Here is a 16,535-nt window from a genome sequence, read left to right as displayed (position 1 = left end):
GCGTCGACAACTTGTAATTTAAAGCCTAATGAATAATCTCGTTGTGTTCGTTTGATCGGTGTATTATTTGACTTGGTCATAATAAATCCTAAATGTGTAAACACATTTCAGGACGAGACAATTAGCATGAAAAAGCCGTTAATAATTATGCATTATTAACGGCTTTTTTAATTTTTTGAGAAAAGTGATTACTTCACTTCTTTACCCGCTGCTTGTTGATCAGCATGGTAGCTTGAACGCACAAACGGGCCAGAAGCCGCGTGAGTAAAGCCAATTTCGTCTGCATACGCTTTTAAGCCGTCAAACTCTACTGGTGGCACGTAGCGTTTAACCGGTAAGTGATGCTTAGATGGTTGTAGATATTGGCCTACAGTTAGCATGTCAACGTTGTGTGCACGTAAATCGCGAAGCACTTCTTCAATTTCGCTAATTTCTTCACCTAAACCTACCATTAAGCCTGATTTAGTTTTTACTTCTGGGTGAGCTTCTTTAAAGCGGCGAAGTAATTCTAATGACCATTTGTAGTCAGCACCTGGGCGAGCTAGTTTGTATAAACGTGGCGCAGTTTCAAGATTGTGGTTAAACACATCTGGTGGCGTCTCGATTAATATCTCTAGTGCGCGGTCCATACGACCACGAAAATCAGGTACTAAAATTTCGATAGTAATAGTTGGGTTATGTTTACGAATCTCGCGAATACAATCGGCAAAATGCTGTGCACCACCATCACGTAAATCATCACGATCAACTGAAGTGATTACAACGTAGCTTAGCTTCATATCTTTAATAGTAAGTGCTAGCTTTTCAGGTTCAGTGGCATCAGGTTTTAATGGGCGACCATGAGCAACATCACAAAATGGGCAACGACGAGTACAAATAGCACCTAAAATCATAAAGGTAGCTGTACCGTGGTTAAAACATTCAGATAGGTTAGGGCACGAAGCCTCTTCACATACCGAGTGTAAGCCATGCTTACGTAGCGCTTTTTTAATGCCGTCAATGCGATCGGTTGATTTAGGTAAGCGAATTTTTAACCATTCTGGCTTACGCAACATTTCAGTTTTTTCTGTAGGTAAAACTTTTACTGGGATCAACGCCATTTTTTCTGCGTCGCGTAGTTTTACACCTGGTTCCATTTTGACTGGTTTATTCATTCGTTTTCAAACCCTTCAGTATGCTTAACCTGTGTTGCATTAAGCTTCTTGATCATGTGTTTCACCAATCCTTCACCTGCACTTTCTAGGTTTTGAGGACCATCTAATTCTTTAGTTTGCACCATATTCATGCCCGCATAACCACATGGGTTAATGCGTAAAAATGGACTTAGGTCCATGTTAACATTTAATGCTAAGCCATGAAACGAGCAACCACGACGAACCCTTAACCCAAGGGATGCAATTTTGCTGTCGTTAACGTAAACACCGGGTGCATCAGCTTTAGCATAAGCTTCAATACCATACTCGGCGAGTGATTCAATAATGCACTCTTCAAGCCATGTAACCAATTCACGTACACCAATCTTTAAACGACGTAGATTAAATAATACATACATCATTTGCTGGCCAGGGCCGTGATAAGTTACTTGTCCGCCACGGTCAACTTTAATCACCTCAATGTCGCCAGGAGCTAGTAAGTGTTCGTCCTTACCAGCCTGACCTTGGGTGAATACACTCTCGTGCTCTACAAGCCAAATTTCATCTGGCGTATTTTCATCACGGGTGTCGGTAAAGTCCTGCATTTTTTGCCAAATTGGCATATAACGCTGACGACCCAGTTGGCGTACGATCAAAGTGTTTTCGTTCACAACAAATCTCAACTATGGCTTAAAGCATGTGGCGTACGTCATCAATATTGCTGATCACGTTGTAAATTTCTTCAATGTGTTTGCCACTAGTAACCGTTGCTACAAGGCTTACTGACTCGTAATTACCTTTGCTGCTTGGTTTTACTTTAGGGGCGTAATCGCCAGGTGCTATTGGTTGTAACTTAGCTAAAATTTGATCAGTTAAGTTTACATTAGCTAAACCCATTATTCTGAATGTAAATGGGCAAGGGTACTCTAGGTACTCATCAAATTTAGTATCTTTAACAGGTTGAACCACGACGGTGACTCCTCATACAAAAGTGTGGACTCTATGCAAGCTTGAAGCTTAATACAGATAGGTAATTAGCAGTCTTGCTTATATGGGGCGCATTCTAACATTTTTCAAGCAAAAAAAAACGCCTCACAGTGGAGACGTTTAAATTAGTTACCCTAGTTAATAGGGGAGCTATAAATTACTGCATGATCTGTAAACGTAAGTAATCATAAATTTTGCTAAAGAAGCTGCCTTCTTCCACTTCTTCAAGTGTTACTAGTGGGTATTGAGCAATATCTTCGCCCTCTAGTTGTAAGAATAACGTACCTACTTTAGTACCTTTAGCAAGTGGTGCTTCAAGTGTGTTATCTAGCTCAAAGTTAGCTTTAAGGTTTTTATGCTGACCACGTGGGATAGTAATCGGTGTATCTTCTAAAATACCTAAAGATACATTTTCTTTGTTACCCATCCAAATACGTTGTTCTGCAAAGCTATCGCCTGCTTTGTACGGAGTAATTGTTTCATAAAAACGAAAACCATAGTTAAGTAGTTTTTTACTTTCTACTTTACGAGCTCGTTCGCTGGTAGTACCCATAACAACAGCAATTAAACGCATATCGTTTTTAGTTGCTGAGGTAACTAGGCTGTAGCCAGCTTCTGATGTATGACCAGTTTTAATACCGTCAACATCTAAGCTTTCGTCCCACAATAATGAGTTACGGTTATATTGCTTAATGCCGTTATAAGTAAACGATTTTTGCTTATAAAGTGCATATTCATCTGGCACATCACGAATAAGTGCAGCACCAAGTGTCGCCATATCGCGAGGCGTTGTGAAGTGCTCGTCAGTATCAAGGCCGTGGCTGTTGATAAAGTGGCTGTTGCTCATACCTAATTTAGCAGCATGGGCATTCATTAAATCAGCAAATGCGCTTTCGCTTCCAGCAATATGCTCAGCCATTGCAACACATGCATCATTACCTGATTGGATAATAATACCGTGGTTAAGCTGATCAACACTAATTTGCTTACCTACTTCAATAAACATCTTTGAAGATTCTGGGAAGTTTTTAGCCCATGCTTTTTCGCTTACCGTTACCATATCGGTAGTGGCAATATTACCTGCTTTAATTTCAGTACCAATTACATAACTGGTCATCATTTTAGTTAAACTTGCAGGTGCTAGCTGTGTATCGGCTTCACCTTCAGCAATAACTTTACCTGTTGTAAAGTCGACTAAAAAATAACCTTTTGCATTAACTTGAGGTGGTGCCGGAATAATTTGGGCGCTGGCTGAAAATACGGCGGCTGTACAAACTAGGCCGCATACACCTTTGAGGATTTTATGTTTAATAGATTTCATCATACTCATTAATGGTTAAAGTTAAAGATTCGCGTTACGCCATTCTAAAGGTCTTACTGAGTGTAAAGCAAGAACGCGTTTTGAAATTGATTTTGTTTTAATTTTTTTAATACTTCGTCTGCATGAGGGGTATCTTTTATTGGCCCTAAATGCAGTCTGTAAATGTCGTCTTTTTGAACGATATTTGTTGGTAATTTGTATTGCTCTCGCAATGTGCTGGCAAGCGCTTCAATATTAGCAAGTGTACTACCTGCAGCTACCTGAATATAGGTTTGACGCGCAGTTGCGCCCGCAAGCGTAACGGCTTCTAGCTTAACCTTTGCTGTACCATGGGTGTAATAGCCAAGCTTGTAAGCGGCTGCGTACGAAAGGTCAATTATTCTATCGTCATGAAACGGGCCCCGATCGTTCACGCGTACGATTACCGATTTACCATTTGCTGTATTGGTTACTTTAACAAAGCTAGGTAGTGGCAGCGTTTTATGCGCTGCGGTCATGGCAAACATATCATACGTTTCACCATTTGAAGTGTGATAACCATGAAATTTACGACCATACCAAGAGGCAATGCCTTCTTCACTAAAGCCTGTTTCATCAAGCATGGGTGAATAACTTTTACCAAGCACTGTATATGGGCGACTAGCGCTGGCGCTTTTAGTTACTTCGGTAACTATAGCGTCTTGCATCTCAAGTGTAGTCGGGGCTCTAAGTGGTGCTGCATCATGGCGCATGCTATAACGGCTACTTGAGCCGCTACTACAAGCACTTAAAAGTAAAATTAATAATGTAGTAAATATAAACTGATTTGCGTGTCGCATTATTTTAAAAGCATCCTTTTATCTGTCGCGATTGACATAATAATGCCAAATCCTGCCATTAACGTCACCATCGATGTACCACCATAACTAATCAGTGGTAAAGGTACGCCTACAACAGGTAATAAACCCGATACCATGCCTATGTTTACAAATACGTACACAAAAAAGGTGAGGGTGAGTGCGCCTGCGAGCAATTTACCAAATGCATCTTGTGCATTAACAGCAATGTATAAACCACGGCCAATAATAAATAAATAGAGACTAAGTAAAACACATACGCCAAATAAACCAAATTCTTCGCTTAAAACCGAAAATATAAAGTCGGTGTGGCGCTCTGGCAAAAATTCTAATTGCGATTGCGTACCAAGCAGCCAGCCTTTACCTTCTATACCGCCTGAGCCAATAGCAATTTTAGATTGAATAATATGATAACCCGAACCGAGCGGATCGCTCTCAGGGTCTAAAAAGGTGAGTACACGCTGCTTTTGATAATCGTGCATACCGTAGTGCCAAAATGGCCATGCGGCAAGCGCTACTATAGAGCTTAAAAAGCCGATTAAACGCCAACTTAATCCAGACAAAAACAAAACAAATATACCTGAACTTGCAATAAGTATAGCGGTACCTAAATCGGGTTGTTCTTTAATTAATAATGTAGGGAGCATTACAATCATAAAGCCAATAATTAAGTGCATTGGCCGAGGAGGTAAGTGATTTCGCCCTATATACCAAGCTACCATCATTGGGACTGCCAGCTTCATTAATTCTGCAGGTTGAAACCGTGTCACCCCTAAATCGAGCCATCGCTGTGCGCCTTTTGAGCTTACGCCAAATAAAAGTACACCCACTAGCATTAATAAACCAACGCAATAAAGTGGGATCACTAAACGCTTTAATGTGGCAGGGGAAAACTGGGCCAAAACAACCATAGCAACAACCGCACCGCCCATACGAGTCATGTGCCTAATCATCATTGAAGAGTCTTGGCCGCTTGCGCTGTAAACAACCATTATGCTACCAGCCATCATTATGAGTAATGCAATAAGCAGTGGTAGGTCTAGATGCATACGCATCCAAATAGAGCGTTTATCGTGCAAAGCGGTCATGGTGTATCGTTCCTTGCAAGATTAACTGGATTAGCTGCAAAGTAGTAATCCATAAGTTGGCGAGCAATTTGAATACCGCCGTGGTTGTTTTCTAATACAACAGAAACCACAATTTTAGGATCGTTGTAAGGTGCAAACCCTACGTAAATTGTGTTGTCACGCTGGCGCTCTTTAAGCGATTCTGCATCGTAGCGTTCACCTTGGGCAATACTAACTACCTGTGCAGTACCCGTTTTACCAGCCGAGTCGTAGTTAGTGCCTTTAAATGCTTTGTGCGCTGTGCCTGATATTTTTTGAACTGTATTATGCATTGCATCTAACGATACCTGCCAATGGCGTGGATCTTTTAAAATAACAGGAGGTTTTTCTTCGTTGTTAATTTGCGTTATGTCGCTATCTTTTTTTATTACTTGCACCAAATGAGGTGGATGATTAATACCACGATTAACTAATATGTTAGTCGCATTTGCAATTTGAATTGGTGTAGCAGTCCAGTAACCTTGACCAATACCTACCGAAATAGTATCACCACGCCACCAAGACTCTTTAAAGCGTCCTTCTTTCCATTCTTTTGAAGGTAGAATAGCAGTAGTTTCTTCATGAATATCAATACCTGACAAATCGCCGTAGCCAAAACGGGCCATAAAATCACTGATTTTAGTGATGCCTAATCGATAAGCCGCATCGTAAAAATAGGTATCGCACGACTCTTCAATCGCCTTGTATACATCCACATGACCATGGCCCCAACGTTTCCAATCTCGCCATTTGTGTTCAACATTTGGAATTTGAAAAAAACCAGGATCCCACATTGATGTTGATTCATTTACTATATTTTCTTCAAGCGCTAATACAGCCATTAAGGGCTTTACTGTAGAGGCAGGCGCATAACGACCTTGCGTAGTACGGTTTATTAACGGACGGTCTTGGTTAAGTAACGCTTTATAATTTTTGCTGCTAATGCCGTGTACAAATAAATTTGGGTCGTAACTTGGGTTTGAATAAAGTGCCAGCACGCCACCATCTTTTGCATCCATAACTACAACAGCGCCACGCATATCTTTAAGCCCATGCTGTGCAATTTGTTGCAAGCCAATGTCTAAGGTAAGTACTAAATCGCTACCAGGTTGTGGCTGGGTCATGCTTAGAGTGCGAATTACACGGCCACGGTTATTAACTTCTACCCGTTGTGAGCCCACTTTACCGTGCAATGTTTCTTCATAGTATTTTTCTAATCCGAGCTTGCCAATATCATATGTAGCACGGTAATTGGTTGCACGATCTTCTTGTTCTAATTGGTTTAGCTCTTTTCTATTAAGCTTGGCAACATATCCAAGCGCATGCGTTAGCGTGTCACCAAATGGGTAGTAGCGAGCCAGACGTGCCTCAATACTAAAACCAGGGAATTTATGTTGATTAACCGAAAATTTCGCCACTTCTGTTTCGTCTAAGCGGGCTTTTAATATTTGTGATTTAAAACGACGGGTGTGTTTTATATCTTTTAAAAAGTCTTGTTTATCTTGCTCTGTAATCGCAATTATTTTACTTATTTGATCAAGCGATTCGTCAAGGTCATCTACCTCTTCGGGGATGACTTCAAGGTTGTAAACAGGTTTGTTTTCAGCAAGTAGCACACCGTTACGGTCGTAAATTAAACCACGGTTGGGTGCAATAGGAATAACTTTAATGCGGTTATCGTTGGAGCGGGTTTGGTAGTCTTGGTGATCTTCTACCTGAATAGTATAAAGATTAGAAAGTAATACAGCGACTAATCCTAATACAAAAACAAAACCCACGAATGCTCGCCTAGCAAATAAGTTTGCTTCTGCGGAGTGGTCACGAATAGTGGGTCTATGTTTTAGCATGGCAAGGGGTTACTCGCGATGATAAGGATGGTTGTTATTTAAGCTCCAGCCTCGGTAAAGGCTCTCTGCAACAATTATACGCACCAAAGGGTGCGGCAATGTTAAATTAGATAACGACCATTTTTGCTCAGAAGCTGCAATGCACTCTGGAGCAAGTCCTTCAGGTCCGCCAATAAGTAAACTTACATCGCGGCCATCGAGTTGCCATTTTTCCATATTTTTAGCAAGTTGGTGAGTATCCAGCGCTTTCCCTGTTATCTCTAACGTTACAATACGATTGCCTTTTGGAATAGCCGCTAATGTTTTTTCACCTTCAATGTGTAAAATACGTTTTATATCTGCATTTTTACCACGTTTTCCGGCTTGAATTTCAATTAACTCTAGGGCCATATCTTTAGGGAAACGTCGCTGATATTCTGCAAATCCCGTTTCTACCCATGCTGGCATTTTAGTACCAACAGCAATCATTTGTATTTTCACGTATTACTTCCAAGCATTGTCTAAAATGAGTGAGCGTTTAGCCCCACAGTTTTTCTAGATCGTAATAGCTACGTGCTTCGTTTTGCATCACGTGTACAACCACATCACCTAAATCAACCAGTGCCCATTCGCCGTCGCCTTCACCTTCATAACCTAATGGCTCTGAATCTGCATGACGCGCTTCTTTTGCTAAGTGATCGGCAATTGACTGTACGTGGCGTTTAGAAGTACCAGAACAAATTACCATGTAATCTGTGATATCTGATGTTCCAGTAACGTCAATATGAACGATGTCACGCGCTTTCATATCGTCAATTTTGTCCATAGCAAAGGCGAGTAGTTGTTTTGAATCCAAGGTTTTGTCTCAATTTAAAAATTTAATGGCGCGCATTTTAACACGCTAGGAGTTTTTAAGCATCAATTTGATAGAGCTGATGCACTTCTATGTAATGACTCACTGCATCGGGCAATAGTTCATTCTTTTTATTACTTTTTTTCAGTTGTTCGCGAATGGTGCTTGAGGCCGCATCGAGCATTTCGCCCGGTAAAAAATAAAGTTTACCTGCAAGTGAGTGTTTAAGTGCCGCTACTTCGCCGGCATTTGCGCGTTGCATATAGCTTTTGAGCTCACCTGTTACAGTGCAATGTTGAGCAGGGCGCTGGTACACCACAATATGGCAAAGCTGCGTTATTGCCTTCCACTCAAACCATTTATCTAGGTTGTTAAATGAGTCCATACCAATTAAAAATAAAATAGGTGTAGTGGGGTGCTCTTTACGAAGTTCTTGTAAGCTCAGCAACGAATACGATGGACCGGTTCGATTAAGTTCTCTTAAATCGAGTTCAAAATGAGGATAAGGTGCAATAGCTGCGTTGAGCATATTAATTCGGTGCTGCGTACTAATACCCGGAGCTGCTTTATGTGCAGGTAATGCACAGGGCATAAAATAAAGCGTATCCAAATTAAACGCATTTACGCATTGCTGCGCCATATTTAGATGGCCTAAATGGACTGGGTCGAAAGTGCCACCAAAAATTGCGATCATTTAACACCCATTAGCTATTTATTAATTAACCGCGTGGCACGGCATAGGAATGTTGAGCGGCTGGCAAAATTTAATACAAATATGAGCAAGCGCTTGGTAAGGTGCAATTAAATTACCTTGCTTGTAACTGGCATCAAACAACGCAACATCACTGTTTATTTGTTCTAGTGTATGCATGTTTAAACGGTTAATAGCATTTTGAACTGGACCTTGTTGGTTTTTCCAAATTGCTTTTTGTTTAAATAAATTAGCGATAGGTTCGCCATTTAATAAACCAAGTTGCACACTTATAAGTGTATTAAGCTCTTTGGTTATAGCCCACAAAATACTCACCACTTCGGTGTTATCGCTGGCAAGTTTGTTTAATACTTTTATAGCTTGTTTGGCGTGGCCATTTAATAGCGCATCGCTTAAATCAAAAATATCAAATTTGGCTTGGTTTAATAGGCCTTGCATTACTAATTGCTGAGTAATTAATGCATTGCCGTGCAGCAGCGAGAGCTTCTCAAGTTCCTGAAAACAGGCTAACAAGTTGCCTTCGGTGGCATTTATTAAGCTTACTTTGGCGTCGCTTTGCATATTAAGTGATAAACGTTGGCATTGCTCATCAAGCCATCGTTTTACATGAGAGCCCGTAAGCGGGTAGCAAGGTACAAATACACCTTGCTTATCAAGAGCTTTAAACCATGCTCCACGTTGTACTTCTTGGCTGGCTTTAGCGCCTTTAACAATTAAAATAGTATCGGGATTAACCAGCTCAACTACTTTTTTAAAGGTGTTGCTGCCAATAACGCCTGGCTTTTGTTGGTTTAAATCAAGCTCAATAATAGTGCGGGCGCTAAACAGCGACATACTTTGGTACTGGGCTATAATTTCTTGCCAATCGAATCCTTGCATTAAAGTAAACTTAATTACTTCATCAAAACCTTGTTGCTTAGCACTGTCGCGAATTTGTTGTACGCACTGCGCTTCTTGAAAAGGCTCTTCTCCAAATACTAAATAAAAGGGCTTTAGCCCTTTATTTAATTCACTCGGTAGTTGATTAGCGTAGCAGCGCATTATAGTTGCGACAGCTCTCTAACAATACGACGACTGGCTTGCTCACGAATTTCGCTAATAAGTAGCTCAAGCTCTTTTGCTTTTGCTAATGCATGATCCGGATCGTCTTGGTAATTACGATAAAGCTCAAAACGTTTTTCTATCGCTTTTTCACCAGGGCGTTTAACTACATACGATACGCCATAAGCGAGCTCGTATTCAGCAACTTGGCCGTTTTGGAACAGCGAAAGTGTTTGGCGTTCAATGCTTTCTTTGCGTAAATACAATTGGGCTTTATCTTTAGCTGACGATACTAACTCTACGTTACTCGCTTTAAGCTCTTTTTTAAGTTCAGTGAATAAAGTCGATTTTTCGTCATCACCTACAAGTGTTAGCTGTTTTAAGTTATCAGGCAGGCTAGAGGCTTTTTTTAAATGAAAGCCACAGCTTGATAACAAAAAACAGACTAGCACTAAGGCTAGTCCATTTTTAATGGCGTTAAATGCAGCCATATTAGTTAGCTACCACGTTAAGTAGCTTGCCTGGTACGTAAATGATTTTACGAATGGTTGAGCCATCAGTAAATTTAGTTACGTTAGATTCTGCAAACGCAAGGGCTTCTACTTGCTCTTGAGTTGCATCAGCAGCCACTGTTAACTTAGCGCGAAGCTTGCCGTTTACTTGTACGATGATTAGTTTTTCATCTTCAACAAGTGCAGACTCGTCAACTTTTGGCCATGCAGCATCTAAAATCTCGCCTTTTTTACCAAGCTCTTTCCAAAGCTCATGCGATAAATGCGGAGTAATAGGTGCAAGCATAATAACTAATGCTTCAAGTGCTTCGTTAGCAATCGCTACATCTTGTTTGTCGCTCAGTGGTGCTTTTAATAACTTATTAGAAAGCTCCATAATGGCTGCAATAGCGGTGTTAAAGGTTTGACGACGTTCAACATCATCAGTCACTTTAGCAATTGCTTTGTGTAAGTCGCGACGTAGTACTTTTTGCGGGTTAGTTAGCGCTGATTTATCAAGTGCTTGGTAACCTACTGTTTTAACGTCTACCGCGTATTTCCATACACGTTTTAAGAAACGATGCGCGCCTTCAACGCCTGAGTCTGACCATTCAAGCGTTTGCTCTGGTGGTGCTGTAAACATCATGAATAAACGCACTGTATCTGCACCATACTGGGCAATTACATGTTGTGGGTCTATACCATTGTTTTTAGACTTAGACATTTTGCTCATGCCTGATGAGAATACCGGCTCGCCGTCTTCCTTGTGCCATGCTTTAGTAACGCGGCCTTTTTCGTCGGTTTCGGTATTTACATCAGTTGGCGAAATCCAAATGTCGCCGCCTTTTTCATCTTTACGATAAAATGTTTCAGCAAGTACCATACCTTGACAAAGTAAGCGGTCAAACGGCTCGTCTGAATTAACTAAACCAAAGTCACGTAATAATTTATGGAAAAAGCGTGAGTACAATAAATGTAAAATTGCATGCTCAATACCACCAATGTATTGGTTTACTGGCAACCAGTAGTTAGCAGCCGCTGGGTCTAGCATGCCTTCATCGTAGCGTGGGCTACAGTAGCGTGCGTAATACCAAGACGATTCCATAAAGGTGTCAAACGTATCCGTTTCGTGAAACGCAGGTGCGCCATTAACTGTTGTTTTAGCCCACTCTGGGTCTGCTTTAAGTGGTGAAGTTACACCGTTCATTACCACATCTTCTGGTAAGCGAACTGGTAGCATATCTTCTGTTGCAGCAAGTTCTTTACCATCTTCATCGCTAAGCATTGGAATTGGAGAACCCCAATAGCGCTGACGGCTCACACCCCAGTCACGCAGGCGGAAGTTTACTTTACGCTCACCAACACCGAGTGCTTCTAATTTATCGGCAATAGCTTTAAAACCAGCTTCAAAATCAAGGCCGTTAAATTCACCCGAATTTACAAGTACGCCTTTATCGGTAAATGCTGATTCTTTTAGGTTTACTTCAAGATCTGAACCTTCAGCAGGCGCAATGACTTGTTTTATATCTAGGCCGTACGCTGTTGCAAACTCAAAGTCGCGTTGATCGTGTGCAGGTACTGCCATTACAGCGCCTGAGCCATAATGCATTAATACAAAGTTAGCAACCCAAATTGGTACTTGCTCGCCCGTTAATGGGTGAGTGGCGTAAAAGCCTGTTGCTATGCCTTTTTTCTCCATTGTTGCCATGTCTGCTTCGGCAACTTTGGTGTTTTTGCATTCTTCAACAAACATTGCAATAGCATCGCTATTTTTAGCGGCTTCTTGCGCAATAGGGTGACCACCAGCAACAGCAACATACGTAACACCCATAAAGGTATCTGGACGAGTTGTGTATACGCTAAATGTTTCATCGTTATCGGTGCGTTTAAATTCAATATCACACCCTTCAGAGCGGCCAATCCAGTTGCGCTGCATTGTTTTAACTTGCTCTGGCCAATCTTCTAACTTGTCTAAATCGTCAAGTAGCTCTTGTGCGTAGTCGGTAATTTTAATAAACCACTGTGGAATTTCTTTTTGCTCAACCACAGCGCCTGAACGCCAACCGCGACCGTCAATAACTTGCTCGTTAGCGAGTACTGTTTGATCTACTGGATCCCAGTTAACTGTCGACATTTTTTTATACACTAGGCCTTTTTCGTAAAGCTTAGTGAAAAACCACTGCTCCCACTTGTAGTATTCTGGATGACATGTCGCAATTTCGCGATCCCAGTCATAACCAAAACCTAATTGCTTAAGTTGAGTACGCATGTAATCAATATTTTCGTATGTCCACTTAGCTGGTGCTGTTTTGTTTTTAATAGCAGCGTTTTCTGCAGGTAAACCAAACGCATCCCAACCCATAGGTTGCATTACGTTTTTGCCTTGCAGGCGCTGGAAACGAGAAACAACATCACCAATGGTGTAGTTACGCACATGACCCATATGCAGTCGACCACTCGGATAAGGGAACATAGAAAGGCAGTAATACTTTTCTTTGCTCTCATCTTCAGTGACTTTAAATACCTGGTTTTCTTCCCAGTAGCTTTGTACTTTTGACTCTATATCTTGCGGGTTATATTGCTCTTGCATCTATGGTTCCAGACTTCTTGCAAACTAATAAAAAATTGCCGTTAGGATACCCCAAATAAAACACTATTCACAGCGTCAAAAACATGCTTTTATTAAATTGTAACTTTCAGTGCAGGTTAACCTGCCTTTTTATAGTGTGGTTAGCTAAAGGCATAAGTTACAGACTGATTTAACAGCAATTTTGAAGGAGTAAAAAATGACTGATTACAAAACATGGCTTAGCAGTTTTACCCATTGGATAAAAGATGTGAAAGAGCATGGTTTAAAAGATGTGGTTTCTGGGTTTGTTGAATCTGAGCAGGCGCTTAAAGATTTAAGTCAAGAAAGATATGAGCTCTACAAAAGTTATTTAAAGAATGATATTGAACATATAGTAGAGAACGAATCACACTATAATTCGCTTGCATGGCAAGAGCTTAAAGAGTCTCTTTGGTTTGAACTTTCGCACATAGAAGATAAAACTCAACTTGAGTGGCAATCTCTTAGCCAAGATTTTAAGCACAATGGTGTGTATCACGCAGGCGAATGGATAGCCATGGGCACATTAGTATGTAAGAATTGCACCCATAGTTACGATGTTTATCACGCTACACAAATTACACCGTGTATTGAATGTGATGGAATCTATTTTAGTCGTAAGGCACTGCACCCTTAAATATAAGTATTAAGTGGCTGCGGGCCACTTAATACGCCCAAAGGCCAGCGAATATGCTGGTAAAAAAAGAAGTTAGAATGACGAAAAAATTGCTGCCACTATCTGTTTCAAAGCTCGCACCGAGTATTTCTACTAATCACGTAAACACGTGTATGAACAATCCATACCCAGAGCAACTTACGTTTATAGGCCAACAACGCGCCCAAAGTGCTTTAGATTTTTCATTAGGGATGGAACTGCCGGGTTACAACGTTTATGTAATGGGCGAGGCCGCTCACGGGCGCTTTACGCTTGTTAAAGATAAACTTAAACAACACGCAAAAGACCGCTCAACGCCAAACGAATGGTTATACGTAAACAATTACGATGACCACAGAGAACCTATTGCGCTGTTTATGCAACCAGGTCAAAGCAAGCAACTTAGTGACGATATAGATTCATTTTTAGATGAAGTACTCGACACCTTTCCTGCGGCATTTGATAACCCAGCGTATCAGCGTAAGAAAAAATCAATCGATCGTGAATTTAACGATGCCTACGACAGTGCTATTACCGCAGTAGAAATTGCGGCGTTTGAGCAAAGCGTTGCATTAGTTGAAGAAAAAAATTCAGTAGGGTTTGCACCACTTGTAGATGGTAAACAATTGAGCGACAGCGAATTTGGCGAACTTGAAGAAACGTTACGTGAAGAGTTTTTTGAAAAAATTGAAAAGCTAGAAGATGCATTAATAGAAGCGTTAATAGAGCTGCCACGTTGGAAACGCGAATCAAAAGAAAAACAACGCAACCTTAAAAAATCGACTGCAGAGCAAGCCACTAAACCACTTTTAAAAGACTTAGAACATAAATATGCCACGCATATTGGTGTACTGCGCTATTTAAAAGATATACGCGTTGAAATTATAGACGCGGTACTTGAATGGCTAGATGACGAAGACGAAAGTGAAGAAAGCAAAGAAGACTTTGATCGCAAAGGCATGCTTACCGACTTTTTTGCACCTAACATTTTAGTTGAGTTTAAAGAGGACGACGCAGCACCGGTTGTGTACGAGCCTAATCCAACGTTTGGCAATATATTTGGCAAAATTGAGTATTCAACCTCGCAAGGCTCTTTAATTACCTGTTATCGCTCAATTCAGGCTGGTGCATTGCATCGTGCTAATGGCGGTTATTTAATTATGGACGCTGAAAAAATCATGGCAAACCCACAAGTGTGGGATGGTTTAAAACTCGCGTTAAAAACACATCAAATTAAAAACGACTTACCGTATCAAGACAGCACAGTAGGGACGAGCTTTACACTTCGCCCGCAGCTTATACCGCTTGATGTTAAAATTATTTTATTAGGTTCGCGCGAGTTGTACTACACCATAGGTGAGTACGATGAAGAATTTGCAGAGCTATTTAGAGTATTAGCTGACTTTGATTACTACTTGCCAAGTAGCGATAAATTGCAATACCAGTTTATTACTAAAGTAACCGAGTATTGCGAGCAAACATTAAAGTGCACTGCAACGCAGGCTGCTATGGTGCGTTTACTTAAATTTAGTTACCGCCAAGCTGAGCATCAAAATAAATTATCAGCGCGTTTTGCTGATGTACTTGAACTTATTGCAGAAGCCAGTTACTACGCAAAACAAGACAAATTAGCCGTTATTGACGCGCACCATATTGACGAAGCCATTGAAGGCAAGCAATACCGTACCGGCCAAATTAGCGAAAATATGCTCAGTGATATAAAAGAAGGTCACACACTTATTGCAACCGACGGCCAAGCCATTGGTAAAGTAAATGGCTTAACCGTATTACACATTGGCGATACCTCATTTGGTACCCCTGCGCGTATTACGGCAACGGTTTATGCTGGCGCCGATGGCGTAATAGATGTTGAACGCGAAGCTGAGCTTGGTAAAGCAATTCACTCAAAAGGTGTTATGTTGCTTACTGGTTATTTAGGTAATAAATATGCGCAGCACTTTAGCTTAACGCTTAGCGCTAATATTGCCATTGAGCAAAGCTATGGTTACATAGATGGCGATAGCGCATCTTTAGCAGAGTTGTGTGCGCTTATTTCGTCTATTACAAGCCTACCTATTAGCCAATCAATTGCGCTTACAGGCTCTATTAACCAACACGGCGATGTACAAGCCATTGGTGGCGTAAACGAAAAAATAGAAGGCTTTTTTAAACTGTGTAAAATGCGTGGTTTAACAGGTTCGCAAGGCGTTATCATTCCTAAATCAAACCAAGTTAACTTAGTGCTTGATGACGAAATACTTAATGCGGTTGAAGCGGGTAAATTTAATATTTACGCAGTTGAAACCGTAGACCAAGCGCTTAACTTGTTAATGGATATAGAAGCTGGCGATATTATTGATGACCAGTATCCAGAAAACTCAGTAAACGGTATTGCACTTGCTCGCCTCAAAGAGATTGCCGACATAGTAAACGGCGATGATGACGAAAAAGACGAAGAGCTAGACAACGAAAAAGGTGAATGATGATTAATATAATTTTGGCGGTAGTTATCGCCATTTTTTGTTTTTTAATATTTCAAAATAGTAAAAAAGCAAAACAACAAGCAGGCATAAATGCACAAATAGGTGCAGACTATTTAGCCGCTAACGCAAAGGTAGAAGGCGTAGTAGAAACGACTTCTGGCTTGCAGTATAAAGTAATCCATAAAAGCGAAAACGAAAACACACCAACCCCAAAAAGTATGGTTAACGTGCATTACCACGGCACACTAATCGACGGCACTGTGTTTGACAGTTCAGTAGAGCGTAAAACACCGATTAGCTTTGGTTTACACCAAGTTATTAAAGGTTGGACTGAGGGTTTACAACTTATGAGCCCCGGCGATAAATACACGCTATATGTACCGCACCAATTAGCGTACGGCGAAAAACGTGTAGGGAGTATTCCTCCTGCCTCAGTACTTATATTTGAAGTAGAGTTACTGGCAATTGAGTCTTAGTGATCAA

At 40.9% G+C, this 16,535-nt stretch carries 16 protein-coding genes; 3 read left to right on the top strand and 13 right to left on the bottom strand.

From position 1 onward, the window contains the following. Positions 1–188 precede the first annotated feature (188 nt). From lipA to leuS, 13 genes are all read right to left on the bottom strand, one after another. Complete coding sequence (lipA, locus tag I6E70_RS19300) at positions 189–1,154, bottom strand: lipoyl synthase (RefSeq protein WP_002958515.1); 966 nt, start codon at positions 1,152–1,154, stop codon at positions 189–191. Continuing rightward, on the bottom strand, positions 1,151–1,804 hold the full coding sequence (gene lipB / locus I6E70_RS19295; RefSeq protein ID WP_010554695.1) for a lipoyl(octanoyl) transferase LipB: 654 nt from the start codon (positions 1,802–1,804) through the stop codon (positions 1,151–1,153). Before lipB ends, lipA begins: the two co-directional genes overlap by 4 nt. Before the next feature lie 19 nt (positions 1,805–1,823). Continuing rightward, positions 1,824–2,102 carry a DUF493 family protein YbeD gene (gene ybeD / locus I6E70_RS19290; protein WP_002958517.1) on the bottom strand — a complete coding sequence of 93 codons (279 nt, stop codon included), beginning with the start codon at positions 2,100–2,102 and terminating at the stop codon, positions 1,824–1,826. A 175-nt stretch (positions 2,103–2,277) separates the two neighbouring features. Further along, on the bottom strand, positions 2,278–3,441 hold the full coding sequence (locus I6E70_RS19285) for a serine hydrolase (RefSeq protein ID WP_010554697.1): 1,164 nt from the start codon (positions 3,439–3,441) through the stop codon (positions 2,278–2,280). A 53-nt stretch (positions 3,442–3,494) separates the two neighbouring features. Next, entirely contained in the window at positions 3,495–4,259 is a 765-nt protein-coding gene (locus I6E70_RS19280) for a septal ring lytic transglycosylase RlpA family protein (RefSeq protein ID WP_197189402.1), read from the bottom strand. After that, complete coding sequence (gene rodA / locus I6E70_RS19275) at positions 4,259–5,365, bottom strand: rod shape-determining protein RodA (protein WP_007585558.1); 1,107 nt, start codon at positions 5,363–5,365, stop codon at positions 4,259–4,261. The genes I6E70_RS19280 and rodA overlap by 1 nt, the downstream gene beginning before the upstream one ends. Then, positions 5,362–7,230 carry a penicillin-binding protein 2 gene (mrdA, locus tag I6E70_RS19270; protein WP_197184272.1) on the bottom strand — a complete coding sequence of 623 codons (1,869 nt, stop codon included), beginning with the start codon at positions 7,228–7,230 and terminating at the stop codon, positions 5,362–5,364. The genes rodA and mrdA overlap by 4 nt, the downstream gene beginning before the upstream one ends. Positions 7,231–7,239: 9 nt before the next feature. After that, positions 7,240–7,710, bottom strand: a complete 471-nt coding sequence (gene rlmH / locus I6E70_RS19265; RefSeq protein WP_197189401.1) for a 23S rRNA (pseudouridine(1915)-N(3))-methyltransferase RlmH — start codon at positions 7,708–7,710, stop codon at positions 7,240–7,242. A gap of 37 nt (positions 7,711–7,747) precedes the next feature. Beyond that, positions 7,748–8,065 carry a ribosome silencing factor gene (gene rsfS, locus I6E70_RS19260; protein WP_007585564.1) on the bottom strand — a complete coding sequence of 106 codons (318 nt, stop codon included), beginning with the start codon at positions 8,063–8,065 and terminating at the stop codon, positions 7,748–7,750. 55 nt (positions 8,066–8,120) lie between these two features. Continuing rightward, positions 8,121–8,756, bottom strand: a complete 636-nt coding sequence (nadD, locus tag I6E70_RS19255; RefSeq protein WP_024609291.1) for a nicotinate-nucleotide adenylyltransferase — start codon at positions 8,754–8,756, stop codon at positions 8,121–8,123. Between the two features lie 21 nt (positions 8,757–8,777). Then, positions 8,778–9,815 (bottom strand): DNA polymerase III subunit delta, encoded by a 1,038-nt coding sequence (gene holA, locus I6E70_RS19250; RefSeq protein WP_010554702.1) that lies wholly within the window; start codon positions 9,813–9,815, stop codon positions 8,778–8,780. Then, positions 9,815–10,306, bottom strand: coding sequence for an LPS-assembly lipoprotein LptE (locus I6E70_RS19245; RefSeq protein WP_010554703.1), 492 nt, complete (start codon positions 10,304–10,306; stop codon positions 9,815–9,817). Before I6E70_RS19245 ends, holA begins: the two co-directional genes overlap by 1 nt. Before the next feature lies 1 nt (position 10,307). Then, positions 10,308–12,896, bottom strand: a complete 2,589-nt coding sequence (gene leuS, locus I6E70_RS19240; RefSeq protein WP_165721391.1) for a leucine--tRNA ligase — start codon at positions 12,894–12,896, stop codon at positions 10,308–10,310. Positions 12,897–13,092: 196 nt separating this feature from the next. Here leuS and I6E70_RS19235 point away from each other — a divergent pair, with 196 nt between their 5' ends. The 3 genes from I6E70_RS19235 (at position 13,093) to I6E70_RS19225 (ending at position 16,528) form a co-directional block, all read left to right on the top strand. Next, entirely contained in the window at positions 13,093–13,551 is a 459-nt protein-coding gene (locus I6E70_RS19235; protein ID WP_007585575.1) for a zinc ribbon-containing protein, read from the top strand. Between the two features lie 77 nt (positions 13,552–13,628). Beyond that, the gene (locus I6E70_RS19230) at positions 13,629–16,052 is read left to right on the top strand and encodes a Lon protease family protein (protein WP_231620147.1); all 2,424 of its coding nucleotides are present in this window, start codon (positions 13,629–13,631) and stop codon (positions 16,050–16,052) included. Next, complete coding sequence (locus I6E70_RS19225; protein WP_007585579.1) at positions 16,052–16,528, top strand: FKBP-type peptidyl-prolyl cis-trans isomerase; 477 nt, start codon at positions 16,052–16,054, stop codon at positions 16,526–16,528. The genes I6E70_RS19230 and I6E70_RS19225 overlap by 1 nt, the downstream gene beginning before the upstream one ends. Positions 16,529–16,535 lie beyond the last annotated feature (7 nt).

It is taken from the genome of Pseudoalteromonas sp. NGC95 (assembly GCF_015864705.1).
In the GTDB taxonomy this organism is placed as follows: domain Bacteria; phylum Pseudomonadota; class Gammaproteobacteria; order Enterobacterales; family Alteromonadaceae; genus Pseudoalteromonas; species Pseudoalteromonas arctica.
This window is presented reverse-complemented; position numbering and strand designations above follow the sequence as displayed.

Excerpts from the sequence above, each read along its gene's own strand:
- lipA (WP_002958515.1), bottom strand. The coding sequence starts at position 1,154 with ATGAATAAACCAGTCAAAATGGAACCAGGTGTAAAACTACGCGACGCA.
- I6E70_RS19285 (WP_010554697.1), bottom strand. The coding sequence starts at position 3,441 with ATGAAATCTATTAAACATAAAATCCTCAAAGGTGTATGCGGCCTAGTT.
- I6E70_RS19280 (WP_197189402.1), bottom strand. The coding sequence starts at position 4,259 with ATGCGACACGCAAATCAGTTTATATTTACTACATTATTAATTTTACTT.
- rodA (WP_007585558.1), bottom strand. The coding sequence starts at position 5,365 with ATGACCGCTTTGCACGATAAACGCTCTATTTGGATGCGTATGCATCTA.
- mrdA (WP_197184272.1), bottom strand. The coding sequence starts at position 7,230 with ATGCTAAAACATAGACCCACTATTCGTGACCACTCCGCAGAAGCAAAC.
- nadD (WP_024609291.1), bottom strand. The coding sequence starts at position 8,756 with ATGATCGCAATTTTTGGTGGCACTTTCGACCCAGTCCATTTAGGCCAT.
- holA (WP_010554702.1), bottom strand. The coding sequence starts at position 9,815 with ATGCGCTGCTACGCTAATCAACTACCGAGTGAATTAAATAAAGGGCTA.
- I6E70_RS19245 (WP_010554703.1), bottom strand. The coding sequence starts at position 10,306 with ATGGCTGCATTTAACGCCATTAAAAATGGACTAGCCTTAGTGCTAGTC.
- leuS (WP_165721391.1), bottom strand. The coding sequence starts at position 12,896 with ATGCAAGAGCAATATAACCCGCAAGATATAGAGTCAAAAGTACAAAGC.
- I6E70_RS19235 (WP_007585575.1), top strand. The coding sequence starts at position 13,093 with ATGACTGATTACAAAACATGGCTTAGCAGTTTTACCCATTGGATAAAA.
- I6E70_RS19230 (WP_231620147.1), top strand. The coding sequence starts at position 13,629 with ATGACGAAAAAATTGCTGCCACTATCTGTTTCAAAGCTCGCACCGAGT.
- I6E70_RS19225 (WP_007585579.1), top strand. The coding sequence starts at position 16,052 with ATGATTAATATAATTTTGGCGGTAGTTATCGCCATTTTTTGTTTTTTA.